General features: G+C 65.7%; 31 protein-coding genes and 1 pseudogene. 18 read left to right on the top strand and 14 right to left on the bottom strand.

All coding sequences use genetic code 11. The features are described 5' to 3' along the window. The first annotated feature begins 650 nt into the window (after window positions 1-650). Window positions 651-1,565, top strand: a complete 915-nt coding sequence (locus tag KEG57_RS52800; RefSeq protein ID WP_272460002.1) for a hypothetical protein — start codon at window positions 651-653, stop codon at window positions 1,563-1,565. Window positions 1,566-2,051: 486 nt separating this feature from the next. Next, window positions 2,052-2,180, top strand: coding sequence for a hypothetical protein (locus tag KEG57_RS52805; protein ID WP_272460003.1), 129 nt, complete (start codon window positions 2,052-2,054; stop codon window positions 2,178-2,180). Here the strand turns inward: KEG57_RS52805 and KEG57_RS56390 are convergent. Continuing rightward, entirely contained in the window at window positions 2,144-2,260 is a 117-nt protein-coding gene (locus tag KEG57_RS56390; protein ID WP_372518254.1) for a transposase, read from the bottom strand. The two genes, KEG57_RS52805 and KEG57_RS56390, sit on opposite strands and share 37 nt — an antisense overlap. Before the next feature lie 472 nt (window positions 2,261-2,732). Between KEG57_RS56390 and KEG57_RS52810 the strand changes: the two genes are divergently transcribed. Further along, window positions 2,733-3,173: a hypothetical protein gene (locus KEG57_RS52810; protein ID WP_272429015.1), complete on the top strand. Its 441-nt coding sequence runs from the start codon at window positions 2,733-2,735 to the stop codon at window positions 3,171-3,173. Between the two features lie 611 nt (window positions 3,174-3,784). On the opposite strand, the gene KEG57_RS52815 is transcribed toward KEG57_RS52810, so the two are convergent. The 3 genes from KEG57_RS52815 to KEG57_RS52825 all read right to left on the bottom strand — a co-directional run bounded on the left by KEG57_RS52815 (window position 3,785) and on the right by KEG57_RS52825 (window position 6,245). Continuing rightward, on the bottom strand, window positions 3,785-4,573 hold the full coding sequence (locus KEG57_RS52815) for a hypothetical protein (protein ID WP_272460004.1): 789 nt from the start codon (window positions 4,571-4,573) through the stop codon (window positions 3,785-3,787). A 654-nt stretch (window positions 4,574-5,227) separates the two neighbouring features. Next, window positions 5,228-5,734, bottom strand: coding sequence for a hypothetical protein (locus tag KEG57_RS52820; protein WP_272429018.1), 507 nt, complete (start codon window positions 5,732-5,734; stop codon window positions 5,228-5,230). Between the two features lie 4 nt (window positions 5,735-5,738). After that, entirely contained in the window at window positions 5,739-6,245 is a 507-nt protein-coding gene (locus KEG57_RS52825; RefSeq protein ID WP_272429020.1) for an RNA polymerase sigma factor, read from the bottom strand. A gap of 532 nt (window positions 6,246-6,777) precedes the next feature. On the opposite strand from KEG57_RS52825, the gene KEG57_RS56395 reads away from it, so the two are divergent. The 3 genes from KEG57_RS56395 to KEG57_RS52840 are packed head-to-tail and all read left to right on the top strand — an operon-like array spanning window position 6,778 to window position 8,310. Further along, entirely contained in the window at window positions 6,778-7,011 is a 234-nt protein-coding gene (locus tag KEG57_RS56395) for a colicin E3/pyocin S6 family cytotoxin (RefSeq protein WP_272429022.1), read from the top strand. Continuing rightward, complete coding sequence (locus tag KEG57_RS52835; protein WP_272429024.1) at window positions 7,004-7,333, top strand: hypothetical protein; 330 nt, start codon at window positions 7,004-7,006, stop codon at window positions 7,331-7,333. Before KEG57_RS56395 ends, KEG57_RS52835 begins: the two co-directional genes overlap by 8 nt. Next, window positions 7,306-8,310 (top strand): ImmA/IrrE family metallo-endopeptidase, encoded by a 1,005-nt coding sequence (locus tag KEG57_RS52840; RefSeq protein WP_272429026.1) that lies wholly within the window; start codon window positions 7,306-7,308, stop codon window positions 8,308-8,310. The genes KEG57_RS52835 and KEG57_RS52840 overlap by 28 nt, the downstream gene beginning before the upstream one ends. Before the next feature lie 141 nt (window positions 8,311-8,451). Here the strand turns inward: KEG57_RS52840 and KEG57_RS52845 are convergent, their stop codons facing one another. The 3 genes from KEG57_RS52845 to KEG57_RS52855 form a co-directional block, all read right to left on the bottom strand. After that, on the bottom strand, window positions 8,452-9,138 hold the full coding sequence (locus KEG57_RS52845; RefSeq protein WP_272429027.1) for a helix-turn-helix domain-containing protein: 687 nt from the start codon (window positions 9,136-9,138) through the stop codon (window positions 8,452-8,454). Window positions 9,139-9,219: 81 nt separating this feature from the next. Continuing rightward, the gene (locus KEG57_RS52850) at window positions 9,220-9,435 is read right to left on the bottom strand and encodes a hypothetical protein (protein WP_272429028.1); all 216 of its coding nucleotides are present in this window, start codon (window positions 9,433-9,435) and stop codon (window positions 9,220-9,222) included. A 38-nt stretch (window positions 9,436-9,473) separates the two neighbouring features. Continuing rightward, window positions 9,474-9,740, bottom strand: a complete 267-nt coding sequence (locus KEG57_RS52855) for a hypothetical protein (RefSeq protein WP_272460005.1) — start codon at window positions 9,738-9,740, stop codon at window positions 9,474-9,476. Between the two features lie 611 nt (window positions 9,741-10,351). Between KEG57_RS52855 and KEG57_RS52860 the strand changes: the two genes are divergently transcribed. The 6 genes and pseudogenes from KEG57_RS52860 (at window position 10,352) to KEG57_RS52880 (ending at window position 16,183) form a co-directional block, all read left to right on the top strand. Beyond that, window positions 10,352-11,092 carry a hypothetical protein gene (locus tag KEG57_RS52860; RefSeq protein ID WP_272428827.1) on the top strand — a complete coding sequence of 247 codons (741 nt, stop codon included), beginning with the start codon at window positions 10,352-10,354 and terminating at the stop codon, window positions 11,090-11,092. Between the two features lie 130 nt (window positions 11,093-11,222). Further along, entirely contained in the window at window positions 11,223-11,447 is a 225-nt protein-coding gene (locus KEG57_RS52865) for a hypothetical protein (protein ID WP_272428828.1), read from the top strand. Continuing rightward, window positions 11,434-11,868, top strand: coding sequence for a hypothetical protein (locus KEG57_RS52870; RefSeq protein ID WP_272428829.1), 435 nt, complete (start codon window positions 11,434-11,436; stop codon window positions 11,866-11,868). The genes KEG57_RS52865 and KEG57_RS52870 overlap by 14 nt, the downstream gene beginning before the upstream one ends. Continuing rightward, a complete protein-coding gene (locus tag KEG57_RS52875) occupies window positions 11,840-13,591 on the top strand; it encodes a bifunctional DNA primase/polymerase (protein ID WP_272428831.1) in 1,752 nt (583 codons plus the stop codon). Before KEG57_RS52870 ends, KEG57_RS52875 begins: the two co-directional genes overlap by 29 nt. A 491-nt stretch (window positions 13,592-14,082) precedes the next feature. Beyond that, a pseudogene (locus tag KEG57_RS56400) lies at window positions 14,083-15,045 on the top strand (tyrosine-type recombinase/integrase); the annotation flags it as partial. A 367-nt stretch (window positions 15,046-15,412) separates the two neighbouring features. Continuing rightward, the gene (locus KEG57_RS52880) at window positions 15,413-16,183 is read left to right on the top strand and encodes a hypothetical protein (RefSeq protein WP_272428832.1); all 771 of its coding nucleotides are present in this window, start codon (window positions 15,413-15,415) and stop codon (window positions 16,181-16,183) included. On the opposite strand, the gene KEG57_RS52885 is transcribed toward KEG57_RS52880, so the two are convergent. Next, window positions 16,180-17,055 carry a LysR family transcriptional regulator gene (locus KEG57_RS52885; RefSeq protein WP_272428834.1) on the bottom strand — a complete coding sequence of 292 codons (876 nt, stop codon included), beginning with the start codon at window positions 17,053-17,055 and terminating at the stop codon, window positions 16,180-16,182. The genes KEG57_RS52880 and KEG57_RS52885 overlap by 4 nt on opposite strands. A 70-nt stretch (window positions 17,056-17,125) precedes the next feature. Here KEG57_RS52885 and KEG57_RS52890 point away from each other — a divergent pair, with 70 nt between their 5' ends. Beyond that, the gene (locus KEG57_RS52890; protein ID WP_272428835.1) at window positions 17,126-17,884 is read left to right on the top strand and encodes an MBL fold metallo-hydrolase; all 759 of its coding nucleotides are present in this window, start codon (window positions 17,126-17,128) and stop codon (window positions 17,882-17,884) included. A gap of 8 nt (window positions 17,885-17,892) precedes the next feature. Here the strand turns inward: KEG57_RS52890 and KEG57_RS52895 are convergent, their stop codons facing one another. Beyond that, complete coding sequence (locus KEG57_RS52895) at window positions 17,893-18,666, bottom strand: class I SAM-dependent methyltransferase (RefSeq protein WP_272428837.1); 774 nt, start codon at window positions 18,664-18,666, stop codon at window positions 17,893-17,895. 254 nt (window positions 18,667-18,920) lie between these two features. Here KEG57_RS52895 and KEG57_RS52900 point away from each other — a divergent pair, with 254 nt between their 5' ends. After that, window positions 18,921-19,817 carry a hypothetical protein gene (locus KEG57_RS52900; RefSeq protein ID WP_272428839.1) on the top strand — a complete coding sequence of 299 codons (897 nt, stop codon included), beginning with the start codon at window positions 18,921-18,923 and terminating at the stop codon, window positions 19,815-19,817. A gap of 66 nt (window positions 19,818-19,883) precedes the next feature. Here KEG57_RS52900 and KEG57_RS52905 read toward each other — a convergent pair whose 3' ends face one another. Then, window positions 19,884-20,180, bottom strand: coding sequence for a CsbD family protein (locus KEG57_RS52905; RefSeq protein WP_272428841.1), 297 nt, complete (start codon window positions 20,178-20,180; stop codon window positions 19,884-19,886). Between the two features lie 148 nt (window positions 20,181-20,328). Here KEG57_RS52905 and KEG57_RS52910 point away from each other — a divergent pair, with 148 nt between their 5' ends. After that, window positions 20,329-21,267, top strand: coding sequence for a hypothetical protein (locus tag KEG57_RS52910; RefSeq protein ID WP_272428842.1), 939 nt, complete (start codon window positions 20,329-20,331; stop codon window positions 21,265-21,267). 177 nt (window positions 21,268-21,444) lie between these two features. Here KEG57_RS52910 and KEG57_RS52915 read toward each other — a convergent pair whose 3' ends face one another. Beyond that, complete coding sequence (locus KEG57_RS52915; protein ID WP_272428844.1) at window positions 21,445-21,816, bottom strand: hypothetical protein; 372 nt, start codon at window positions 21,814-21,816, stop codon at window positions 21,445-21,447. A gap of 136 nt (window positions 21,817-21,952) precedes the next feature. Between KEG57_RS52915 and KEG57_RS52920 the strand changes: the two genes are divergently transcribed. Then, entirely contained in the window at window positions 21,953-22,516 is a 564-nt protein-coding gene (locus KEG57_RS52920; RefSeq protein ID WP_272428846.1) for an RNA polymerase sigma factor, read from the top strand. Between the two features lie 9 nt (window positions 22,517-22,525). Then, on the top strand, window positions 22,526-22,789 hold the full coding sequence (locus tag KEG57_RS52925) for a hypothetical protein (RefSeq protein WP_272428848.1): 264 nt from the start codon (window positions 22,526-22,528) through the stop codon (window positions 22,787-22,789). On the opposite strand, the gene KEG57_RS52930 is transcribed toward KEG57_RS52925, so the two are convergent. From KEG57_RS52930 to KEG57_RS52940, 3 genes are all read right to left on the bottom strand, one after another. Further along, the gene (locus KEG57_RS52930; protein WP_272428849.1) at window positions 22,790-23,287 is read right to left on the bottom strand and encodes a DUF2452 domain-containing protein; all 498 of its coding nucleotides are present in this window, start codon (window positions 23,285-23,287) and stop codon (window positions 22,790-22,792) included. Window positions 23,288-23,403: 116 nt separating this feature from the next. Beyond that, entirely contained in the window at window positions 23,404-24,162 is a 759-nt protein-coding gene (locus tag KEG57_RS52935) for a hypothetical protein (RefSeq protein WP_272428850.1), read from the bottom strand. Between the two features lie 147 nt (window positions 24,163-24,309). Beyond that, a complete protein-coding gene (locus KEG57_RS52940; protein ID WP_272460006.1) occupies window positions 24,310-24,582 on the bottom strand; it encodes a hypothetical protein in 273 nt (90 codons plus the stop codon). Between the two features lie 179 nt (window positions 24,583-24,761). On the opposite strand from KEG57_RS52940, the gene KEG57_RS52945 reads away from it, so the two are divergent. Next, on the top strand, window positions 24,762-25,115 hold the full coding sequence (locus KEG57_RS52945; protein WP_272428853.1) for a YciI family protein: 354 nt from the start codon (window positions 24,762-24,764) through the stop codon (window positions 25,113-25,115). The last annotated feature ends 180 nt before the right edge of the window (window positions 25,116-25,295 follow it).

Genomic DNA, 25,295 nt, shown 5'->3' on the forward strand with positions numbered 1-25,295 from the left:
GGGGTACGGAGGTCGACATGGCGGATCCCTCGGTCGGCTGGGCGAGCCCGGACGAGTGGATCACATCCACGCCGGTTTGTCGATCATCTCCACGCAAGTGTTTGTAACTGCTCGTGGTTCTGAACTGATCGACGTTCTAGGAGAATCTCCCCGAGAGGCAGCAAGATCGGCGTTGGAGAGCAAGCTCAACAATGGATGCCCGATGTGCAGCGCCGGGTCTATCGGCCTCTACGAGGATCTGTACTACATCGTTGCGACGAAGGACTACCATGCTGGTCAACTCGGGTACCCCACATACCTATGGTGGTCGCACAGTGCGAAAATTGCGGCTTCTTGTGCCTGCATTCGAGCCACCTACTTGGCATCACAGTCGCAGTGTAAACCTCGGAGGGAGCATGGGCGGGGGCCCGAGCTACCGGGTGGCGCCGGGCCGGGAAGTGGCCTGCCTGGGCGGGACCATCCGCAACGCGTTCGGACACGTGCAGGCCGAAGAGCCCGCAAGTGGTGGACGGGTCCGTGATCCTCTCGTCCGGCCCGGCGATCGACGCTCCTCCGTGCCCGGCCGAGACTCCGACGCTCGTCGGGCCGGTCCCCAGCGCCGCCGAAGGCCTTTGTTTGCCCTGCGGCGCGCGAATGGTAGGCTCACCGTCATGTTTTCTCGGCTTCTGGCAGCATCCGCGGTCTCGTTCGTTTTGCTCCTTCCCGGGATGGCAGGCGCCGCCGACGGGGACGCCTGGGTTCCCAGAGCCCAGCAGAGCCGCGTCGCCCTCGAGTTCGACGTCTGGTCCTACGACGATCCCGCGCTCGGGACTGCGCATTCGCTCACCTGGGGCGTCGCGGGCCAGGTGAAGATTGCCCGCGGCGTGTATCTCGATTTCGACGTCCCCTGGGCCGTCTGGGATTACCGGATCCCCCCCGCCGACGTGCGCGAGACCGAGGCCACGATGGGAAACCTCACCCTGGGCGCGCACTGGGCGGGCAAAGTGAGCGAACGGCTCGCGTTTCACGCGGGCGGCACGTTCTCGGTCCCGACCTCGTTCACCGACCGAGAGGAGATCCTCGGCTCGGGCAGCGCCACCGTCGATTACTTCGTGTGGCTGCCCCTCGCCAATTACATCCATATGCGCCACGACGTGGCCAGCCGCAATCGCGCTTATGCGGACCTGCACCGGTTCTTCCTCGATTCGATCCTCGCCCGAGGGCGCGGCGGCCTGGAGCTCCGCATCTTGCCCACGCTTTATTACCGCGCGGATATCGCGTCCATCGTCGCCTTCCCCGTCGGGGACCTGGCGGATCGCACCCACCTCTTCCTCGAAGCCCACAGCGAGATCGCGGGGCGCGCCTCCACAGGCGTGGGCGGCGGCCTGCGCGTGCAGACCGTGTTTTTCCCGACCCGCGAGGACGACAAGGCCCAGACGGCCCTCGAGCCGTATTTCAGCTACGAACCCACGCGCGGCTTCTATGCGCGCCTCGGTCTGCTCGTCGCGCTCGACGACACGCTCGGCTTCGGCTTCGAGGAAGGGAAGGTCGCGACGCTCCGCACCGCGCTCGGCGGGTCGTGGTAGGAGCGAACCCCGGGAGAGCTAGCCTTCTTCCACGCGGATGGGGATCCAGTGCCCGAAGCGCGGTACGTCCACCTCGGCGGGCATCAGGGGCCGCATGGGGCATGGTTTGTAGGGTACGATTCCAGTCGATCGTGGCGACATGGGCGCACCGGCGCTTAGGGTGAACAACCCTATGCATCGGCGCCTGCAAACAGCGAGCGCGAGACGTTCACCGAAGCCGCCCATTATTGTTGTCCCAGCCGGCGCGCCTTGGGAAACGGCAAGCAGAGTTGCCCAATAGGCACCCTCTTGCGCATTGGCGGTCCACGCGCCGAGAGCCCTGCACGGGCCAATCTGCACGCGAATTGCATCCGGTATGAGCGCGACACTTCGCCATCGCATCGTGCCCTCGCACTTCGGACATACCGTCACGTCGATGGCAAATACATGCCGCAGAAGCCACGCCCACGGCTTCCGGCGACCGTTCGCTTCAGAATGGCCACCTACATGAAACAGCTCACCGAACAGCGGCAACTGCAATGGTGCTCGGACGACGCGACGCGCAGAGGCGCCGATGGCCGTGCCGATGCCACGACTTCTTATCGCAATGCCGCATTCGGTGCGAGCACGCCGTGAAATCGCACCATATGAAAATGCGGCGGCGGCACCACCGCGCATACCCGAGCCAAACGTCGTAGGGATCCAGCACGACGCACCTCGTCCCGTCACGCCACACTTTTTTGAGCTCGTATCGGGCGTTCTCGCCGACAACCCCGAGACACTCCGTCGCAATCGGCGGCCTCACCAGATACCGGCACACCCGCTCCACGCGTTTCCGATCCCGACCATCGATCGCCGTTCCCGCATGTACGTCCAATCCCTTCACCACGGCCACGCGCTCATCGTCACGTATTCGGCTCGGATCGACCACGCGCAGCGCAGGCACTCGCGCCGCTACGTCATAACAAGCCGCAAGAGCACGGGGTCATGTCACGGGCTTGCGCGCGACCGCGTGGAGGCGCTAGCGTCGGCGGCGCCGCGTGGCTCATGGATCGGCCGGAGGAGCGACCTGTGGAGAGTTGTCGGATGCGTGCCATATGGCTCGGTTTGGCGGTATTGCTGGCGGCTTCCGGATGCTCTCGTCCCGCCACGCGGCCCCCCGGGGATCATGCACGCGCTTCCATCCGCGTGCCGAGCGACGTCGAGGGGATTGACGTCGTCGTTCACTGCGATCGCGCGATCTCGCAGTCAGGGTATTCGGCAGAGACCGCGTCGAGTGTTCCGCTGGATTCCCCGTACGCCCGCGAGCGCGAAGCCGACAAAGGTCTGGTCACGGTGATGCCCGGCGAGCAGCGCACGAGGGAGTTTTTGGTCCCTCGAGAGCGCATCCTCTCTGCGCTCGAGATTCGATACGACATGGACGTTCACGATGAGATCGACTTCCTGCGGCTCACCGGAGGCGACGCGATCGTCGTCCATACGTATACGACGAATGCAGGAATCTTCACCGTCAGCGACGTCTGGCCACTGCCTGCGACCTCGAAGCTATCGTCGCTGCCCGAACCGCTTCACGAGCTCACCCAGCGTGCGCTCGATGCGTGCGGCTCGCCGAGCGCAAAGGCTCCGTGATGGCAGGACGACCGGAGCACGAGCGCGCGCACGGGGGCACAGGCAACCCTTTCCTTTTCCGCGGTAAAACGCGACAATAACGACGTGCGTCGAGGGTTCGGGTTGCTCGTCGGATGGATCGTGGCCGCGGCCGGCTGCGGCGCGCCTCCGCCGGCGTCGCCCCCGCACCGCGCGGCCGCGACCGCTTCCGCTTCCGCTCCCGCTTCCGCTCCCGCTGCGACCTTGTGGAGCCGATCGAGCCGGAACCCGCGGGAATCGGCCCCCTTCCGGGGGAGACGGGCGAGCCGATCGGAACGCCTAACCCCGCGATCCCTGGTAGCGTGACAGCTACTCGACAGGAACCCGAGGGACCGACAGGAACCCCGGCGACGGGAACGCCGGCCCCCCCGGCGAGCCCATTGCTACAGGCAACCGCGGCCGTTCGGGCGGCCCTCGACGCGTCGATTGCAGTGGGTGACATCGAAGGCGCGCGGCGCGCCGTGCGAGCCCTAGACGCTCTCCTCGGCGAGCCCCCGACGCCAGGCCAGGATGCCCCCGTCTCGGCCGTCAAGAGCACCCGCAAGCGGCGGAAGGCGTAGGCCGCACTTTCCGACCCCCGGGCGAGTTGAGGATCACGCCCCGAAGTGTATCGAAAAGCGCGCCCGGGTCTGCGTCTCCACGACAATCATTTGGTCTGAAAGTAGCTGGAGACTAAGTCGAAGCTCTGGCAGCCATCTACCCGTCCGCTGGTGGACCCATTGCGACACCGTTGACGCATTGCTCTTGCACCATTGCTGCCATCGACTGGCCTCATTGAGATAACAATAAGCAACATCGCGCGCCTTGCGATTAGTCCCTCCCACTGAATAGCCACCGCCAGGCGTAAAATAGACCGTACCGTCGCGAACCGTTGTCGCTGCGAGCAAGCACCCGCCCCCGAATTTGCTGGGCCGCCTTAATAGCGTGCGTTCTTCGGAAGAAATCGGATCCGGTACTACCACGTCCGTACAGCGATAAGGCTCCAAAAGGTGCGGCCAATTCTGATGCGTCGTTTCGATCAGCGTGTCGTCTGAAAAATGCCCGTGCCCCAACACATCTACGAAATACAGCTTGTCAACTGTTGGCCAGACAAACAAGAGCTCGTCTCGGCGACCCACGAAGAAGTCCGTTCCAGTCGAGGGTGGCCCTAGGTGCATGTGATGGATGCCCCAATCATTGAGCAGCATATCGTTGTATCCGGCCTTCTTTATGGTCTTGCTTAGGTGCGGATTGAGATCGAGGCCGGCCAGAGACGAGGCTTCTATTGCAAACAGGGCAGTGCGGAGCTCTTCGGGAAGCTCTTTCGCGCGAAGTTCGCGCGACCAGACAACAGTGCGCGGTCTCTCTTCGATCCGGCGGAGCTTCTCGGAGAAGTAACGCACGCAGACTTCCGCGGTATCCTCCTCGGGGTGAGGCCGGAGGTCCGGATCCAGAAGGTTGAACCGGAGAAGGAAGTGCTGGCGAAGATCCGATAGGAAATCGGCATGGACTGTGGGGGAATTTACCGCGAGAGTCATGCGAGTGCTCAGTACAGCAAATGGCATGCCATCTGCCGTAACGGGATCGTAGCATCTCGTCCGCGTGTTTGCCGTGCTTCCCCGCAGGTACATCCGGCCCATTCGACTGTGGTGCAGAGCACCAGAGTGACGACATCGCCTGTGCATGGTTATCCAGTAGGATAGTTTTTCGCCGGGAATATAGTTCGAGCGAGGCCCCGTCGCGCGACGCAGGATCGGCAGACATCCGGCGTCACGAGCATCCGCAAGCGGCGCAAGGCGTAGGCGGCTCCCATGGCCCGGGCGAACCATCGAGAGCTCGCCCGGGGTCTCTCACCCCTTCCCGATCGACAGGCCAAACCAGACAATCCGCCCGCACGTGTACGCGAGCTCTCCACGCAAGCGAGGCCCGAGTAGGGCAGCGGGGGGACGCGGAGCGGGTGAAGGTGGGGACCGAAGTAGACGCGGATCGTCGTGCTCATGTCAGAACATCGACGCGAGCGCGCGCCGGTTGCATCGGGACCGTGCTCCGGAGGCGGACTACCTCGACGGGCGACGCGCGGACGAGGGGACGCCCGGAGCGCTGCGATCGGTGGGCGGCGGAGTCGAGACGGGCCCGGACTGCGGAGCCCCCGAGATCGGCCCCGACGACGGCGGCGGATCGTCCGCCTTGATCTCAACGTCGCGCAAGCCGTGGCAGTCGTTCAGGCAATGCCAGTAATCGGCGCCCCCGTAGAAGCATCGGACCACGGCACGGATGAGCCGCTGTAGCGGACCTTGCGCAATCGCGCGGCCCGCAATCGTCCGCGCCCGATTCCGCACGTTGTCCGAATTGGGGACATCGCCGGGCGCGATCTTCTCGCGTCGCAAGAGGCCCGGTCGGTCCGTCGGAACGTCGTGGAAGAACCCTGCGAAGTGCAGATCCGGCCGCTCCTGCAAGAACACGAGAAAGGCCGTTCGCCCGTCGATCTCGTGGGGAACCTCGACCATGATCCGGCCGTCGGGGTAGTAGTGGAGCCTTGCGTCGTGGTTTTCTTGCTTTTTCACGCTATTACCTTCCTCGTACAAGCGCCTTGCGGGCGCTGGTTAATCGTTTCCAAGCGGTAGCGCGCGAGGTTTCGAGCCTGCGCGCCATCTGTTCGATCGAATAGCCCTCGAGGTGGAGCCGCAGCGCGGCCCCCTCGACGGGCGGCAGCCGTTCGGCCCGATCGAGCCATTCCCCAAGCGCCGCGCGCTCTTCTGGCGAGGACGACGGGTCGAGGGCGTGCCTTTGCAGGTCTCTCCCCGACATGAGCACCTCGACCTTATGACGGGTGAGGCGTCGCCAATTCATCGCGAGAAACCACGCCGTTCGCAAGAGCCATTCGGCAGGGTTCCGCGGCGCCCCGCTTAGCTGGGCGTATTGCAAGAACACGCGTTGCGCGAGCTCGTCCGCGTCGGCTTCGTGCACGCCGAGCCGGCGGAGCTTCGCTACAATTCGCGGCCGTTCTCTGGCAAAAAGGCGGACGAATCCCGCCCCGCTCGCGCCCGTCGGGCGCTCGGGTCCCTTGCGCTGCATTGTGCATCGTTCCCGACCGCGTAGGGCGGTCGAGCCTCGATCTACGAGCGCTCACGTGGCGAGTTCAAGCCATTTTAGCGAAGGACGAACGTTTTTCTTGGTAGAACTCCATCCCGGAATGCGATCCTAGAGCGGGACAATATGGCTTTGATCGCGCATAATCACGACGCGCGGACGGGCCAATCGGGGCGGATGACAGATATTTTTCGCCCGCTATTCGCCCGGCCGGCGCTCGCCTGCTACCCCACGGGCGAGACCACGATGGGCGAGGCAGACGGGGGAGATGGCCGGCGCTCGCCTCCTGCTACCCCACGGGCGAGACCACGATGGGCGAGGCAGACGGGGGAGATGGCCGGCGCTCGCCTCCTGCTACCCCACGGGCGAGACCACGATGGGCGAGGCTGTCTATCCCCTGCTGGAAACTTTCCATCTTGTCTTGGATCGCTGCCCACTGGTATCCTGCCACCGGATCCAAACGCACCGCGTAGGTTGTTTCCCTACACACGAACCAACATCCGCGGAAGCCAACCGAATGACGTACATTCCCCCTCCAAAAACTGCATTCATAAGCGCGCTCGTTCATTTGGCCCGAAGGGAGCGGGCACCACGATGGGCAAACAGTGACGGCTCCCGCATCTATGTATGGGATGGATTGCATGGAGAGCTAGAGGTCTACAACAAGCGCGGCCGCCACCTTGGCGCGGTTGACCCGGAGACCGGCGAATTTATAAAGGATGCAGTGAAAGGGAGAACAATCGATGTCTAAGCGAAAAACATTCGTCGAGCGCGTGCTTGACGGGGAAATTCTGGATCTCGACACGATCGACGACGAGATCGACGCGTGGCACGAGAGCGACGCCGATTGCCCATTGCACGAGTGGTTGGGGCTCACGCGCGACGAATACGCCTTATTCGTCGAAAAACCTGAAGCTCTACGCACCATTTTGATGGCTAAGCGGCACGGGATCCCGCTCAAGCAGCTTGTTGGAATCACGGCAGCTAGCGCACTTGCGCTGGCCGCGCGGGGAACATCGCCAGCCGAGGCAGAGGCAATCCGAAAATGGCTAGAGCAGACCAATCGCCTGTAGACGACTTAGAGCCCGAGCGCCGCATCGCCAGACTGTTTGCCCAAAAGCACGCGATTACGCCGCCTGTACCTGTTGAATCTCTCATAGGAAAACTAGCGGATGTCGAATACGCGAGCTTTCCCGGAAGCTGGGATGCGCTGCTGCTCACTCGCCCGAACGCAAGGCCAAAGATCGTGGTGTCGTCCGATGTGACGAGCACAAGGAGACTAAGGTTTACGCTCGCCCATGAAATCGGGCACTTGATCATTCCGTGGTCTGTTGGAGCAATGTTTTGTCATGCAAACGCATCGTATCACGTCGATGACGATTTGCTCCGGACGCTGGAGGCAGAGGCCAATCGTTTCGCCTCGGAACTGCTGTTTCCGATTGCATGGGTGCAGCAACGCTTATCGGAACGAAGTGGTGCGCTGGCTGATTTCGTCCTGAAACTTGCCGACGAATCGCAGGTATCACCCATTGTGGCCGTGCTGGGCATGGGGCGCGTGTGCCCACCGGATACCGTTCTCATGATTGTAAGTGCTGACGGAAGTATTAAGTATCGATCTGTTGCCCCGCGTTCCAACTGGAGCTTGCCTGATCGATGGGGCGAAGACGCGAGCCGGGAAATGCGTGCAGCCGGAGCATTGATTACGAGCGTCGATTATGACATTGGCATGCTGGTCGCCGTAGAACTGCCGCAGGGCCAAAGCATTACCGTGTCGCGACCAGCGGGTAGCTCGAAAGATATATTGAATTCCATTCTTGATGATGTTTGCCAAGGTTCTGAACAAAAGAATTCTTGGCGCGGCATCGTCAGGGGGATCGCTGGATATGCAATGAGTAGATCCAGCAGTGTTTCCCACGCTGGGATCTGTGCGGTGATACGTCAGCGGTTCGTCGGCCGCGAGGATTTACGGGCTTTCCGTACACACAGGTTATTCGACGAGTTCGTGGAGGCGGCGGCTTACGAGTTGGCGGTAAAGAAATCCGCTCGCTAACCCGTGCTTGCGCGGCAGGCAGCGCGTAGAACGTGCGCGGGGTCACGGGACGTGGCACGTCCAGCGCTCGACGTTGTTTGCCGCACGGACGCGCGCGTTCCGGCGTTCGTCCGTGCGTTCGTTCGCGCGTTGCGGGTCCGTTTACGCGGCGTTTCGTCGGGGCTCGCGCCCGTGGCGCTTGGCCTGTAGAGCCTCGAAACGGTCGGCGATCAGGGCCCCGATCCCGATCTCGGCCTTCACCACGACCCCGGCCGCGTCGATCGCGTCAAACACCGCGTCCACGAGATCCGACATGACCCCCTCGAACTCGGGGTGACTCTCGATCGATGCGGTCTGTTCGAGCTTCGCCAGCGCGGTAAGGGCCGTGATCCGCTTCCCTTCCAGCGTCGCGATCTGCGCCGGGGAGAGCTTGCCCGCCTGAAGGATCTTCGTCAGCCGTGCGACGCTCGCGCGTAGCTCCTCCGCGGTCGTTCCGAGGACGGGCGGCGCATCGGACGACGGCGGCGCTTCCGCTTCCGTGCGCGGGGCTTCCGTGCGCGAAGTAGCGGAAGGCGCGGCCTTCCCCTCACCGGTACGTGTCCACCAGGACCACGCGATCGGGGGGATGTCTGCCAGGGCTTCGAGTTTTTCGAGGTACGGCGCCGCTGGCGTTCGGCCTTGTTTCCAGCCCGTCAGCAGGCCCGGACTACACCCGAGACGCGCGGCGAGCTCCCGGTAGCCCGTAGCTCCCCGCCATGCGTCAAGGCGTGTCCAGCCTACGGAAACCCACCCCTCGCCGGGGCAAGACGTGGCGAACTTGGCACCGTCCGGAGCGTCGAAGCGAACCATGGAAACAGTGTGATTCGTTGCGTCGTGAACGTCAAACGGATCTGTTCACGATTCGCGAGCGGGGGGCGCGTGCCGCACTGATCAGGTCAAATCTCTAATAATTTCAAGCAGAAGCCTCTGCGCAAATTCGTGCTTGGGTATGCCCGAAGGGGCGCCGTCGTTCCTGTGCCCCCGATAACGAACGGTCATCACCCCCCCTTCGATCGTGTACGTTGCGCGATATTCCGCACCGTTGTGCTCGACTGTGAAGTCGACGGCTTCCGGGGTTTGCCTGCCTTTCGACATGATCTCTTTCACGCGGTCTGAGGTGTCCGCGCCTCCGATTTGGCAGCGATCTAGCCTTGGTTGCGTTCTCTGCGCAACGGCCTCTCGAGGTGACCGGCGCGCTCGACCCCGCCGACCTCGACCCCGGCGACGCTCGCGAGCAGGCCCGGCGTTCCCGGCGTTCCCAGGCGTTCCCCGGCCGGCAGGAACGCGAGCGACGAGCAGGACCAGGGCGATGCCCTCGGGCCCGAGGTCGACGCCACCTCGACCCCGCGGCGCTCGACCGCGACGAGCTCCCGGGCGATGCCGCCGACGTGGGGCTCGACGTCCAGGACCACGGCGATCACCTCGACCCGCCCGGCGAGAAGAGCGGCGAGGAGGGACGTGCACGCGAGCGGCAACGCCGGCCCGGCCCTCGACCCCGGCGACGTCTCCGCCGTTCACCACGATCCCGGCGCGCTTCGGCCGCCGCGCGAAAGTCGCCTCCCTTGCGCCCGACGAGCCCCCGCACTGTGTTGGCAATCTGCCATCCCCGGGCCACCAAACCCCGCCCCTTGGCACTCCGCCGCACCGATTCCCGAACCTGTAACCCCGCTCTCTGTTCTTCTCACTTCCCGCACCGAGACGGCGCCCCGGCGGAGACGTTCCCACGTTCCCGCCCCTAAAGGGGCGGGGAACGGGGAACGCTCGCCTAGCGCCGATGGGAGCACCGACGGGAAGGCATGGGAATGCCCTGGGAACGTGCTGGGAACGCTTGGGAACGCTACGCGAGCAGCTACCGCGCGCCCGTGGGAATGTTTGGGAATGTACACTCGACCTTGACGCCCGTCCCCTGGGAACGTGCTGGGAACGCTTGGGAATGCCTGGGAACGCCGGAGGGAGCGCCAGGGAACGCGCTCGGCCGATCTAGACCCCGGCACCCGCGCGCCGGTAGCCTCCGCGCTCGACCATGAGCACCGACCCCGACCACAACGACGACGCGCCCGCGGATGACGCGGTAGCCCAACTGTTACGCAGTTCGCTGACGCCCGAGGAGTGGGAACGCGTGCGCGCCGCTCATGAAAGATCGGGTCAGATAATTCGCGCACTCATGCAATGGGGATGGCATGAATCTGTGCGCCCACTTGTCGCCGAAAACGTCACGGATGACGAATTGAGTCAGGCACACGATCTGGTTAGTGATATCGTGAATGCATTGCGCACTGGTCGACGTCTTGACCTTGCCAGAATACCGCTCGCGCTCAACGTGATGAGGGACGTCCCAAACCCCCGCGAGAAGGAGGCCGTTAAGCTGCGCTTTCTCTCGATGTTCTGTGAATGCGCATTGACATGGCTGCACTTCGCGAAGCACGACCCAGAAAGGGTGCACCAGTTTGCTCCCACTTCGGTCCTGACCGATTACGATCCTGCTTTTGCCAAGCTCGACAATACATTATTTGATCAGTGCGTCAAAGAGATTACATGGGGTAAGCGTGGTCCGGGTGCGAATGGTTGGATCCGTGCTGCTGCCCGGGTAGCGGCCAGCGTCGGTGCTTTCGGGTATGCCGAAAAGTACCAGGACGAAAACGAGCGCTTCGAAGCGTTCAACAATCACTTCGGCAAGCTGTGGAGCAAGGCCGACAGGGAACGGTTCCCCGACCCCGACCCGCGGCGGTTTCCAAAGCCCAAGCCATCAGTGCGCAAAAAATAAGCTTACTCGCGGAGTAAGACTTACTGGCGGAGTAAGTCTTACTCACGAGGTAAGCATATGTTTTCATTGAACTACTTTGAAAGTAAGCTTTGACGGCTTCTTTCGCGGGGATTACTTCTTAACCCCGCCAATGACGCAGTTACTCACGAAGACCCAGCTTGCCCACGTGCTCGCCGGCATCGCAGGAACGGAGCACAAGACCGCGCTACGGTATCTCGACGGCGAGGCCGTACGGCAGACCGTCCGCGAACGGCTGGATCTCGCCCGGCGTCAATGGGACGACATGGTAGCGACCTACCAGGCGAGCCAAGCGGCGCGCGCCCAACCGGGAGGCCCCGAGCATGCCGCCCGTTGACCCCGTGCCCGACGTCGCGGAAGCCCTGCGCCCGCTCGCGTCCCTGCTCGTCACGATCGTGCGTGAGGAAGCGGCGAAGCAGGCCAAAGGCGACGAGGGACCGCGGTACTACGACAAGAAAACGTTCCCCTGGGGTGAACGCGCCTTTGAGCGGCTCACGGTGCAAGGGAAGCTCCGGAGCTTCAAGGCGCCCGACGGGAAGACGATCCTCGTCCTACGGGAAGAGGCTCACGCGTTCATCGAAGCGCAGGAGGGCGCGCGGCCCCGAGCTCCCCGCCCGCCTCCCCAGGCGCGCGCGCTCGCGCCCGAGGAGATCACGACCGACATGATCGGCGATGCCATGATGCGCGGCGAAGGCGTACGGCAACGCGGCCAAGGAACACGGAGGCGCAATGGGCCCGCTACTCGACGCAGCCCTTAGTTACGCCAAGGCGTGGAAGTGGCCTGTCTTCCCGCTGCACGGCGTACACGGCGAGGGGGACGCTATCGCCTGCACGTGCGATGCCGGGCCGACGTGCGACCGCAAGGGCCGACACCCGAGGTTTCCCGAGGCGATCCAGCGCGCCACGTGCGACGAGGCGACGATCCGTCAATGGTGGGCGGAGTGCCCGGACGCGAACATCGGCCTTCCTACCGGCGCGACGTCCGGGATCGTGGCCCTCGAGATCAACCCCGCGGAAGACGGCGCCGCCACGATATATGATGCACTCGAGGCAGGGCACGAGCTGCCCGGCGTTCCGTGGCTTGATACGAGCAGCGGAGCCCTGCACCTATTCCAGGCGCCCGAAGATCCAATCAAGGGCCGGCTCCCGGTGGATCGTGGCCTGTACCTCCGCGGCGACGGGTCGTTTGTCGTGCTTGAACCGTCCACAAGCGAGGACGGCTCCCCGTACAGGTTCCGGGACGGTGCGGGCCCTGGCATGGTTGCCCCCGTGCCCTTGCCGCCGTGGATCCTGGACAAGGTAGCAGGGCGGCAGCCGAGCGACGCGAAGCCCCCTGCCGAGCCCGACGGGTATATATTCGCCGTCCGATCGGCCGCTGACATATTCGAGGCGCCGATATCGGATGCTGACTGGCTCGTTCGTGGATTGCAGCTATGCCGCGGCGCTAGGCCGGCAATCGTTGTCGCATTCAGCGGAACAGGTAAAACCCTCATCCTACAGGCTCTCGTTCTGGCATGCGTCACGGGACGGGCGATATGGGGCTCCGAGCTGCTTTTGCCAAACGGAAGACTCCGCGTGCTCCACCTGGACGTAGATCAAGGCGAGCGGGCATCGTTCAAGCGATATCGAAAACTCGCCCGCGGCATGGGCATTGATTGGAGAGCGGAGGTCCAGGGCCAGCTATGCTATCGCGCGTTTCCTCCCATGTCACTCACGGACGAAGACGCGGAGCAACGATTGCTTGCCAATGTGCGAGGTTACGACCTGGTAATCATCGACGCGTTTCTCGGGATGATCCCAGGGGAAGACGATAACAAGGCCACCGTAGGCCGGTTTCTCCACCTAATGCGACGCGTAGCAGCCGGTGCCAATGTTGGATTCGTCATCATTCACCACACTGGCAAGGGCGGGGGAGACGGAAGCAATGCCGCCATCGATCCTAAGCGAGCGCTGCGCGGCTCTTCAACTATCCGAGACAACGCGGGCGCCGTTTTTCTGATCTCCGGCGAAAAGGGCGAGCCCAAGCGCATCGAGCTCACCAAAGACGCGGAAGACTCAGACGGTGAGCCATTCGAGCCGATTTACGTCGAGTTTCGCGACATCCCGATAGGCGACAACCCGCGGGCGGCGCTCGACATCGTCGCGGTGACAGAGGACGAAGCCAAGGAACGGGCCGAGGAGGAGAAAAAGAAACAGTGGGCACCCACAATGAAAAAGGCTCTCCTCGCGACGCAACGCTGTCCAGGTATCAGCAAAACGAAGCTATTCGATGACGTCAAAGGCAACCGCGACGTATTCAACGACGTCGTGGCATGGCTGCTGAGAAAGGGATTCGTCGAAAACAAGGGTAGCGACACGCGGCACAAGTACGAGCTCGGCGAGGTCGGCCAAGCGTGGCTTGACAAGCCCTTCGCAGGTTCGCGCCGCCCGTCCGGCGACGTCCGGACCGGCGAGACGGAGCCCGACCCCGAGCCCGAGTAGCAGGCGAGCGGCCCGCGCGCGGTCCCAGGATGCCCGTGGACGCGCCCGCGACGCGCGGACGGGCGGACGAAGCTCCCAGGCTCGCGAGCCCCACGACGGGCGAGCCACGCGGCGAGGAAGGCCCTACGGGTCCGGCCCCCTCGACGCGCACCTTGACGCCGGCCCCCGCTTGTGCTCGCCTGTACGGGCAGTAACAAAAAAGCGGGGCCCGCCCGGTGCTGAACACGCCGAACGGACCCCTGAGCCAAACCCCGACAACAGCGAGGTTTGACCTATGGGCCTTTTAGCGCCTTTTTGGTCGAGATCCAGCGTTTTTCCATCCAACCCGTACAACGCGGAGGGCCGGTAATATGGGCCGTCCGCGAACGGGATCGGTGCGCAAAGAGGGCGATCATTTCGTCGCTCGCATCCTTCTGGACGGCCGCTACGTCCGGCTCCACCTCCCCGCCGAGATTCAGGGAACCCCCGTATCCGAAGCTCGCGCGAAGGACATGGCCGCCCACTTGGCCAGCAACCCCGACGAAGCGCGCCGCATACTCGACGCGCAACGGAACACGCGCCGCAGCGGCTCGCCCGTCGCGAAGGGCGAGACATTCGACGAGTACCTAAACCGCTGGCTCGACGAACGCGAGCGCGCCGGTTATGCGTCAATCAGCCGTGATCGCGGCTCGATCCGTGCGCACATCTCGCCGATGATCGGGAGCAAGCCCATTGCAGGGATCACGCGCCGAGACCTCGAGGCGGCGGTAAAGTCCCTTGATGATTCGGTGAACGCCGAGCGGATCGCCTGGAAAACCGCGAAGCGGGTATGGGACACCGTGCGAAAGCTCTTCAAGGATGCCTGCCGCTCCAAAAACCCGGCCTTGCGCGTGCGTGACGATAACCCCGCGTCCGAGGTGGAGCCCCCCGATCGGGGCGTCGAAAAGGCGAAGGTCTACCTCTACCCCGACGAGTTCCTACGCCTCGTCCAATGCGAGGCGATCCCGCTTGCATGGCGCCGTCTGTTCGCCGTCGCCGTGTACCTCTTCCCGCGCTTCTCAGAGCTCGATCGGCTGAAATGGGAGGACATCGACCTAGAGCGGCGGATCATCAACATCTGTCGAGCGTGGGACGATTACCGCAAGGTCGAGAAGGAGCCCAAGGGCGGCAAGTCTCGGCGCTTCTACTTCGAGCCGGCCCTCGTGCCTTTGCTCCGCGTCATGCACGCCGAGCAGGGCGGGACGGGGTACATCTTCCTCGGCACGCTCGACAAGCCCGCGGCGAGCTTTCGCGAGTGCCTACAGGCAGCGGGGATCAACCGGCCGGATCTCTACCTCGCCGATGCCACGCACAAGCGGATCACGTTTCACGACCTCCGCGCGACGGGGATCACGTGGATGGCGCTTCGGAAGGACGGGCCCATGGTGATCCAGCAGCGCGCCGGCCATGCCGATTTTGACACCACGCAGGGCTACATCCGCGAGGCGGAATCGATCCGGGGCAACGTGGAAGAGCCCTTCCCGCCGCTTCCGGAGTGCCTATTCGCGCCCGTCCGGCCGAGCTCCCCCGGCGGAAGCTCCCGCGGCGGACGCGCCCCCCGCGGACGCTCGCGCGCCCGGAATCTGTCAGAGTTTCCGTCGGAACGTGGCCAAGTGTCCGGAATCGCTCGACCCGTAGGGCACTCCCGCCTCCGCTCCCGCGTCCGCGTCCGCCCCCGCACCCGCACCGCCGCCGAAATCCGCGCGGGCCGAGGCGGCCGAGCGTGTCCTTTTCCTGGCGACCCACCTGCGCACGACGGAGCTCCGCGAGGCTTGTCCCGAGACGCTCGCCGAGGCGCCGCGCGTGCGTTGCTTGCTGTCGCTGCGGTACGCCGACAACGCGCCCTCGAAACAACTCGCGCTCGACCTCTACGAGGAGACGGGCTCGCTCGCGGGGCTCTTGCCCGAGGAGGAGACCGAGGACGGGCGCGGGCAGAAGGTGCGGCTCCGGCCCGCGCGGCCCGTGGGGCAGAACCGCGACCACCTCGTCTGGATCCTCACGGCGATGCGCGGGTACGCGCGCTTCTTCGCGACCCTCGAGGCCCGCACGGGCAAACGCGTGACGATGCGGGATCGACCGCTCGATTTTCGATTTTTTTACACCGAGAAGGGCGGCGCCCCGAGCGCGTTCGCGGTGAACCAGAACATCGGCTACAACCTGTTCGGCGCTGTGAACGTCTCCGAGGAGGCCGTGCGGGATACGTTGTTCCACGAGATCTTCCACCTGAACGACGCGTGGCACGAGCAGTGGTCGACCCGCACGCTCGGCGCGCTGCACGAGGGGATCGTCACGCGCTGCAAGGACAATCGGCGATGCCTGTTGCCCTACGCGCCGACGGACACGACGATGAACGGCAGGCTCTACGCGTTCCTGCCCCGCGGCGGCGTGCGCGAGTACGCGGCCGAGCTCGCGCTCCGGTTCTTCCGCGAGCAACGCCTTGCGCTGGACGACAAACCCCTGCCCTCCCGGCCCTTCAAGTGCGGACCGCCGGAGAACGCCGAGGCGATGCGGCTGCTCGCGGACGAATTCTTCGGCGGCGCGGACTTCACGCCGGCGTGTGACGCCGCGCCCTAGGTTCTGCGACGGTCGAAGGCGTCGATCGCCCCCAGCCATTGCATGACCGCGCGCACCTTGGGCACGCGTTGCTTCGAGCGGTGCACGACCATCCAGAAATCGCGTGACGGAATCGGGCCGAGGTCGAGCGCGCCGACGGAGCGCGGGGAGACCTCCACGACGCCTTCGAGCCGCGCGGCGAGGCCACGCGGCAAGACGGCGACGCCGAGCCCAGCTTCCACCACCACCCCGAGCGATTCGACGTCCTCGACGAGCAAGCGCGGCGGACGCGCGAATGCACGCGCGGCGTGACGTTGCTCGGGGATGTGTGCGAGGGAGCCCGTGAGCCCGAGCCAGGGGATGTCGGTATGCAGCGCAAGGAGCGCGGATGCAAACAAGCCGTACGTCTCCGTGTGCAGCCTGCGCGCGAAAAGCTCCCCGCGCGCAGGCCGCGCGAGCCGCAGCGCCACGTCCGCTTCGCCGGCGGCAAGGCTATTGACTCGATTGTCCGCGAGAATGCGGAGGCGCAGGTTCGGATAGGCCTGGTAAAACGAGGGCAGCTCCCTGGCGAGCACCCAGCGCAAGAGCTCACCAACCGTCGTCAAGGTGACCTCCCCGGAAAGCTTCGGCGTCTCTTCGAGGGCCGACTGCGCGACCAGCGCGGCGTCCACCATCGGCTGGACGGCCGCGAGCAGGGCGTCGCCGCGCTCGGTCAGGCGCACGGGAGACTCGCGTACGAGCAGCGGCGCGCCGGCGTGCTCCTCCAGCTTGCCGAGTTGCCTGCTGATCGTCGACTGACTCACGCCGAGGGCCCTCGCGGCCGCGGTCAAATTGCCGAGCCGCGCGACCGTCTCGAAGGTGCGGAGCAGATCCCAGTCCACGCTTGCCTCCATGCAAAAACGGATGCCTGGAATCCATCCATGCGGTCTTTCATCCGTTCTTGCAACACCTACCCTGGTGGACATGAAGATTCATCACCTGCGTAGCGCCACGCTTCTCCTCACGCTGGGCGAGCATCGACTGCTCGTCGACCCCATGCTCGGGGACGCCGGCTCCATGCCCGGCTTCAAGTTTTTCGGAGGCGGACGCCGCCCGAATCCGCTGGTTCCGCTGCCGCCCGAAACCAAGGCGTGCCTCGACCAGGCGACAGGCGTGATCCTCACGCACGTGCACCCGGATCACCTGGATACGGCGGGCAAGGAATGGATCCGCGCGCGCGGGCTCCCCGTGTGGGCAAGCCGCAAGGACGTCCCGAGCTTGAAACGAAAAGGCCTCGACGCGCGAGAATTGCGAGACGGCGCGCTCGGAATGGCCGTGGAGGTCATCCCCGCGAAACACGGCCGCGGTTTGTCGGGGTGGCTCATGGGGCCCGTCTCCGGATACCACCTCGCGCATCCGGGGGAGCCGAGCGTCTACATGACCAGCGACGCCGTGCTCACCGAGGACCTCCTCGCCGCCCTGGATCGGCTACGGCCGGACGTCGTCATCGCCCCGGCGGGCTCCGCGAACTTCGGCCTGGGCGACATCCTCTTCTCGGTCGACGAGCTCGTCACGCTCGCGCGGCGCGCGCCCAAAGACGTGGTCTTGAACCACCTGGAGGCGCTCGATCATTGCCCGACGACGCGGGCCGCGCTCGGCAAACGCATGGCGGCCGAAGGCCTCGCCGCGCGGGTGCACATCCCCAGCGACGGCGAGGCGCTGCATTTCGAGAAGCGCGCGTGACGCGCGGCTCAGTCGTCCTTCTCGGCGAAGATCACCATGCGGTTCTGCGCGAGGCCGATCGGGTCGCCGTCCCAGGTGCCGAAGGCCTCGGTCACGTGGAGGCCGACGGAGGCGAGCAGCGCGCGGATCTCGGTGAAATGGTAGAGGCGCACGGAGAAGCGAGCCTCGCGCGTGCGGCCGTCTCGCACGAGGATGCGGTAATCGACGAGGCGGCCCGTGACCGGGTCGAAGACGTGCCGGTCGATCATGAGATCCGGGCCCTTCTGCAGGATGGTGACGGGCAAGAGGGCGCGCACCATCCAGTCGCGGTTGCGCACGTCGAGGCAGAGCTTGCCCCCGGGCCGGAGCGCGCGCGTGATGCGGCGCAGGACGTCGAGGTTCTCGTCGTCGCGGTGCAGGCCGAAGACGTCGAAGAGGCAGAGGACACGGTCGAACGACGCCTCCTCGTCGAGCGTGCGGAGATCGGCGACGCGGTAGTCGATCGGGAGGCGGGACGCCTCGGCTTCCCTGCGGGCGAGCTCGACGAAGCCCTCGGTGCGGTCGATGCCGACGACGTCGAAGCCGCGCCGCGCGAGCTCGAAGGCGTGCCGTCCGTGGCCGCAGCCGAGGTCGAGCACGCGCATGCCGGGCGTCATGCCGAGGTGCGAGACGAGGACGTCGACCTGATGCTCCGTGCGTTCGGCGCGCAGGGTGTCCTCGTAGAAGTGGAGGTAATCGTCGACGTCGAAGACGGCGTCCCAGTCGAAGACGTAAAACCTCTCGTCATCCAGGTTCTGGCTCATGGTCGGTCCGGGCCGCATGCTAGAGCGCCGAACAGTTCGGCGCTCTGCGAGATCGCGAAGCGAGCTCGCCTCGGGGGGTGAATCGGCCGGGCTTTGCCCGGACGAGAGGGGGACGCGAGGCGTCTCCCTCGGGACGAAAGAAGGCTAGAACATCGAGCGGTTGTCAAACCGATCGATGTTCTAGCCGAGCTGAGCGGACGAGGGAACGCGCGAAGGGCTCGCCTCTCTCGACGGGGCGTGGTTAGGTGGGCGCGATGAGCGACGAGGTGAACCCTTACACGCCGCCCGAGGCCAAGCCGGGGGAAGCGCGCGCGAAAAAGAAGAAGAAAAAAGAGCCCGCGCCCGCGCCCGCGCCCGCGCCCGCGACCACCTCGATCGCCGAGGCCCTCGAGCGGCTGAACGAGCACATCGATGACAGGTCGAAGGTCGAGCGAGATCGCAAAGAGGTGGGCAGCAGGCTGCGGATCGCCACGATGGTGCTCGTCTTCTTCGGCGGGACGGCGGTCCTCGGCATGCTCGCCGGCATCCTGCGAGGCGCGCCGATGCGCGGAGAGGGGTTCGTCCTTTCGCTCGCCTTCACGTCGATCTTCGCCGTCCTCGGCGGGGCTCTGCTCGCCGTGGACCTCTCGATCGCGCCGCGGAGCAGGGTCGTCGGGGCCGACGTGATGCTGAAGAGCTTCCTCCGCGCGATGGCGGTGGGTCGCGAAGGGTACGCCTGGTCGTGCCTCTCCCCCACGGCGCGCAGCCAGACCGTGCGTCAACCGTCCCTCGGCGAGTTTCCCGTGGGCCCCGGCGACTTCTCGCTCGCCACGCCGACGGGCGTGAAGGACTACGCCTCGACGTTCCTTCGCGTCGGGCACGGCTACATCCGCAACACGAAGGTGAAGCGCGCGTCGATCGTGCGCGAGGACGGCGACGTGGCCGTCGTCGAGATCCACGCGGCCCTCCAGGCCTGGTCGCAGTGGGCGAACGTGATCGCCGCGCTCGGGGTCGTCGTGATCCGCCCCTGGGGCGCGCTCCTGTTCCCGGTGCTCTACCTCGCCCTGCAAAAGCGGCACGAGATCACGTTCCGGAAGACGCTGCTGCGCGGCAAGAATGGGCTCTGGTACGTCTACGCTGGCGATCTCTTCGAGAACCAAGCGTCGAGCTGAAAGCCGAAAAAAGGATGCGCCGCTCCCGCCCCGGCGCGCTGGGCGGGAGCGGCGCCCCAGCACGTCTTACTTGTTGAGCTTCTGGCGAACCTCGCCCTTCAGCTCCTCGAATTTGCCTTCGGCCTGCTTTCGTTCGTCGCCCGAAAGCGCGCCCGCGGCGCCCTTCACGCGGCCGCCGGCCTTCTCGAACGTCCCCTCGACCTGCTGGCCCGCCTTCTCGACGTCCTGCCGGCCCTGTCCGTGGCCCTGATCCGAGATGCCTTCACGACGAAGCCGCTCGTCGTCGGTCAGGTTGCCGAGGGCTTCCTTGGCCTTGCCGCCAAGCTCTTCGGCGGCGCCTTTGATCCGGTTTCCGATTCCCATGGTTTCCCCTCTCGGGTCCGTCTGGACCCTTCTTGTTGATAGGGGTTCCCCTGGGCAATCGACGTGCCGGAGCGCTTGGCGCCGAACCTATACATACGAACGAGCTCGACCGCGATGGTTTCCCCGGAGCCGGCCGAATGGAGTCATCATGAGCCGAATGCACCCCGATCCGCCGGCCGAATCTCCATACGCCGAGCTGCCCGAGGATCTCCGCGAGACGATCGTGCGCTCGTTCGTGGACCGGTTGGCCGGCGCGGCGGGCGCGCAGGACAACCTGATGTTCGGGTTCCGCGATCCCGCGCCGAAGACGGCGTGGGACGCGCTCGATCGCCTCGGGCCGATGGCCGTGAACATGCTCGTGCGGCTGTTCCATCGCATCGAGGGCATCGATCGCACGCTCGGGACCTGGCGCGAGATCCAGTGGATCCGCAATCAATGGTGGGGCGGAAGCGCCGGGTTCAAGGTCGTCTACCGGAATCCGGCCGCGATGCGGAGGCGGCTCGACGATCTGCTCATGGGGGAGCGCGGCAAACGCGTGGCGCGGGATGCGTACGTGGGCGGGCTCGAGCATCAGCTCCGCCCCGCGATCAAGCTCCTGCCGCGCGCCTTGTTCATGGGCCCGCGCGCCGAGCTGCCCGACGCGGATACCTGGCGCGAGGTCGACGTGCCCTTGCAAGAAGGCACGCATTTCTGCGTCGGAAAGAGCGAGCAGCCGGAGCGGCGTCATCCGTCGCTCGACGACATCCACCTCGATTGGTCGTCGCCGGTGGAAAGGATCGACGAACGCACGGGCCGTTGCGATTACCTCGAGCCCTGGGAGGGCAGCGTGATGCACTGGCTCGAAGCGAAGCTCGGCCGCGGCGCGCCGGTGTTCACGTTCGAAGTGGCCCGCGAGGTGATCGCCCGGGGGAACGAGCTTTCCCGTGCGTCGTCCGCCGCCGCGGAGGTAGCGCGCTTTCGAGCGATCGCCGCGAGCTTTCTGCGCGACGAGATGGCGCTCGCCGTGCGCGGGCGGGTCGGGTACGAAGCGTCGAAGGCGCGGCTCGACGAGATCGAGCGGGCGGTTCGGGCGCTCGAACCGCGCTGAGAGGGTGTTCCACAGACGTCGTCGGCCCCAGAACCTCACCCCCCGACCCCCTCTCCGCGCGGCGGAGAGGGGGCGAAAGGCGCTGGATCGAGCCGGAAACTCCCTCCCTCTCCACGGTGTGGAGAGGGAGGGTTGGGGTGGGTGAGGTCCGGATGCCTGCGGAACACCCTCTGAGCCTCAATCCGAGGCGCGCCCGCGCAGCGCGCCCACGCCGAGCAGGATCGGGACCAGCGTGAGGAAGATCCCGCCGAGCGCGCCGGGGCGGCTCGCTTCTTTGAGGCCGATGATGAGGGTCCGGGCGATCTCCGCGTCGGGGACGCGCTGCGGATCTTCGAGGTACGAGCACACGGCGGCGACGTTCGTCCAGGTCGCGTGTGCCGTGACGGTCAGGAGGGTGAGCCACATCGCGCCTGTGAAGGCCAGGCGTCGGGGCTCGGGTCGGCGCGCGAACCAGGCGGCGGCGCCGACGGCGATGAGCCCGAAGAGGAGCGTGGACCACATCCCCCAGCCGCCCTCGGCGAAAAACTGCCACAAATCGAAGCCTTTCATGACGCTCGTTCTCCTTGGCTCGGCGCGGACCCGAAAGGCGCCGTCCCCATGACACGAAGAACACCGGGCGGCGGCGAACGTGACAGCATTTTTTTTCTGTCACGCCTGGGCTAGTTCCGTGTTCGAGGGGGACGACATGGACCGGGCCGAGGAAGCAGAGCTCGTCGCACGCCTCCGCAAGGGCGACAAGGCGGCGCTGCGGGTGGTGTACGCGTCGTTCTCGGACCGGATCTTCGGCTTCCTCCTGCGGCTCGCGCGGAGGCGCGACGTGGCCGAGGATCTGCACCAGGAGACCTGGGTGTCCGTGGCCCGCCACGCCGAACGGCTCGCGGACGGGACGGATCTCGCGGCGTGGCTGTTCACGATCGCCCGGAACAAGTTCCGGTCGTGGCGGCGCTGGGCCGCGCTGGATTTCACGCGGCTTTCGTTCGATGCGGAGGGCGCCGAGCCGGAGGGGCCATCGGCGCGTCCGGACGCGGGGGACGAGATCGTCGCGCTGGAGAAGGCGCTCGAAGCGTTGCCCATGGCCCACCGCGAGGTGCTCTTGCTCGTGGGGGTCGAGGGGCTCGAACCGAAGCAGGCCGCGGAGGTGCTCGGGATCCAGCCCGAGGCCTTCCGGCAAAGGCTGTCGCGGGCGCGCGCGGCGCTCGCCGAAAAGCTCGATGGACCGGCGCGGAAAGACGCCGCCGTGATAGGATGAGGTGAAACGATGAACGGCCGTGACGACGATCCGCTCCTCGAAAAACTCCGCGGTTTGCCCGCGCCGTCGCTCGCGCCCGCGCGTCGGGCGAAGACGCTCGATGCGGCGGAGGCGGCGCTCGGAGGAAAACGGCGCGCAGGCTTTCGGTGGCCTGAGTTCGCGGTCGCGTCGGTGCTGGCGCTGGCGGGCGCGCTTTATACCGTCGAATCGTTTGCCCGGATCGGGCACATTTATGGGCGGCCCGCGGTCGCGGCCGCGGACGGAACCCAGTAATCAGCCTTCCGAGAGGAGCTTCTGCACGAGCGCGCGTCCCTCGGGGGTCCGGTCGCGCTCGGCATTCGCGCCGTTCATCGGCGTCCAGCTCATGTCGACTTCGAGGCGATAAGAGCCTTCGAATGCGTGCGGGGGCGAGCCGCCCCATTCTGCGGGCGAGAGCATCGAGAAATAAAGGTCGTCCTCGCTGCGCCGATAAAGGTGGTAGACGCGGCCGGGGATCTTGCGGAAGTTGCAACGCGCGCGGTGCAGGCGCGCCGAGATGCGCGCTTCGTCGAGCAGGCGGCGCGCCTCTTCCTGGAGCGCGCGCATCTGGTCGCGGATGACCTCGAGCTTGCCCCCGACGACCATGCCGAGCGCCTGATCGGCTTTTTCGATCTCCTGGGCCATGTCGACCAGGTCGATGCGCGCAGCGAGCCGGCTCGTGGGGTAAGGGACGGCGCGGGTCGTGGCGAGCTCGGCCGAGGGGGTGGCTTTCGGGTCGTCTTCGAGGGCCATGGTGCGGGTTCGGAGGCTCGTCTGCCTCTTCGAGGTGGTACCCTCGGCGTGGGCGCGATGCAACCTGCACGCCCGCGGACGCGCACCGGGCGTGGGAAGGGGCGGCAATGCGGCCGTCAGTCGTCGTCCTCGGTCGCCGCGAGCGGCGCGATCAGGATCCGCGTGACGATCGAGAGCTCGCCTTTCCCCCAATCGGTCATCGAAGAAAGCTTGACCCTTTGCGATGGCGTGGACCATCGCGCGTCGAGCAGGTAGCGCGAGGCAACCGCGTTCGTGTCGTTTTTGTGCACGCGTCCGCCCTTGCGAACGCGGATAGGCGCGCCGAAGAGGAGCGTCAGATCGTTCATCGTCGCGTGCGCCTTGGCGGCGACTTCGCGCGTCGCTTGCTCGTGATCGTCCGGTGACGCTCCGCCCAGCGTGTTCTTGTCGACGGCGCGGTACTCCTCGAAGGACAGGCGCGAGAGACAGCCGTACGTGATGTCGAAGTTCCAATCGCCTCGAAGCCCGTTGACCATCGCATGGAAGTGCCAGTCCCCGTCGCTATCGGTCTCGGTGCTCGTCGGATCGTGCTCCAAGACGCGGACGATCTCTTCGCGCGTCATGCCGAGCCGGATCTCACCGCTCTGGAGCTTCTGAAACAAGTCGATCCCTGATGGGGTCAGCCGGCGCCATCCGAGCGTGATCGGGATCTTGATCGCGGCTGTGGTGGGCGGCGTCGGCGTCGGCGACGTCGTCGACGTCGACGTCGGCGTCGGCGTCGGCGTGATTGGGACTTCGGGCGCGGCTGCGGTGGATGGTGGCGGCGACGAAGGTGCCGGTGGGGATGCGCAGCCGAAGCCGAGCACCCACGCGATGAGCAAGTATTGGCGGCGCATCAAGCGATATCCTGGAGGTACTCTGCCCTCACTCCTCCCGGTCGTATAGGTCAAGCCCATGGCGCTCGCCGCCCCCGCCGCTCCGCACCCCGCCCCTGCGGGACCGCCACCGCACCCGGCTCGGGTCGAAATCCCGCTGATTCGCCCCTATCCCGGTGTGGCACGCGATGCGGCGGACCGTGCCCGCTTCATGGCGGCGAGACGGTTGAAGCTGCCGAAGGTGCGTTTGAGCTTGCGCACTGCGATCCGGATGGCCTTGGCCTCCTCCGCGGTGAGCTCGAGCGCGTCACGCACGGCAAAGACGCCGAGGCCGAATGGCTCGACGTGGTCGCCCGCCTGCGAAAATACGTCGAATACCGCGCCATGAACGGCGACGCGGAGACGCGCCTCGAATGCAAGGCGCTCATCGCCCCCCTGCAAGACGCGCTCGACCGCGCGAACGCCGCCGCCGCGAGCCGCGCGACGCGACAGCGGAAAAAGAGCGCGGAACAACAAGCCGGCGTGAGCAGGGCCGGCGCGGTCGGCTCCAGGCGACGAAGCGCTGGCTCCCGCCGCGCCCGCGCCTATGCTTGAGGCACAACCCAACGCCGGAGCGCCCCATGCCCCGCTTTCTCGCCGTCTACACCATGAAGCCGGAAGACATCGCCGCCTTCCGCGCGCGCCCCAAGTCCGAGCAGGAGGCGATCGATAAGGTCGGCCTGAAGGCGTGGGAGGAGTGGCGTAAGCGCAACGCCGCCGCGATCGTCGCGACCGACGTCATGGTCGGCAAGACCAAGCGCGTCACCAAGTCCGGCATCGCCGATGCGCAGAACCAGATCGCTGGCTTTGTCATCGTCGAAGCCGCCGACATCGCCGCCGCCGCCGGCCTCTTCCAGGACCACCCGCACATCACCGTCTTCCCCGGCGACGGGATCGATGTCATGCCCGTCGTCACGGGGCCGCCGGAGGACTAGCCGCCATGAAGAGCGGGACGGGGTGCCCTAGTTTGAACTCGCCGCCTGCCCTAACTAACAATCCCCCGGCAAAGCCGGGGGGTTTCGATGTGTGAGCCGCTAAAAGCGGCTGATTTACGGGCCGCTCGCGAGCGGCCTTCGGAGCCACCTTAAGGTGGCGCTCGATCCTACAGGAGGCGG

It is taken from the genome of Polyangium jinanense, assembly GCF_028435365.1.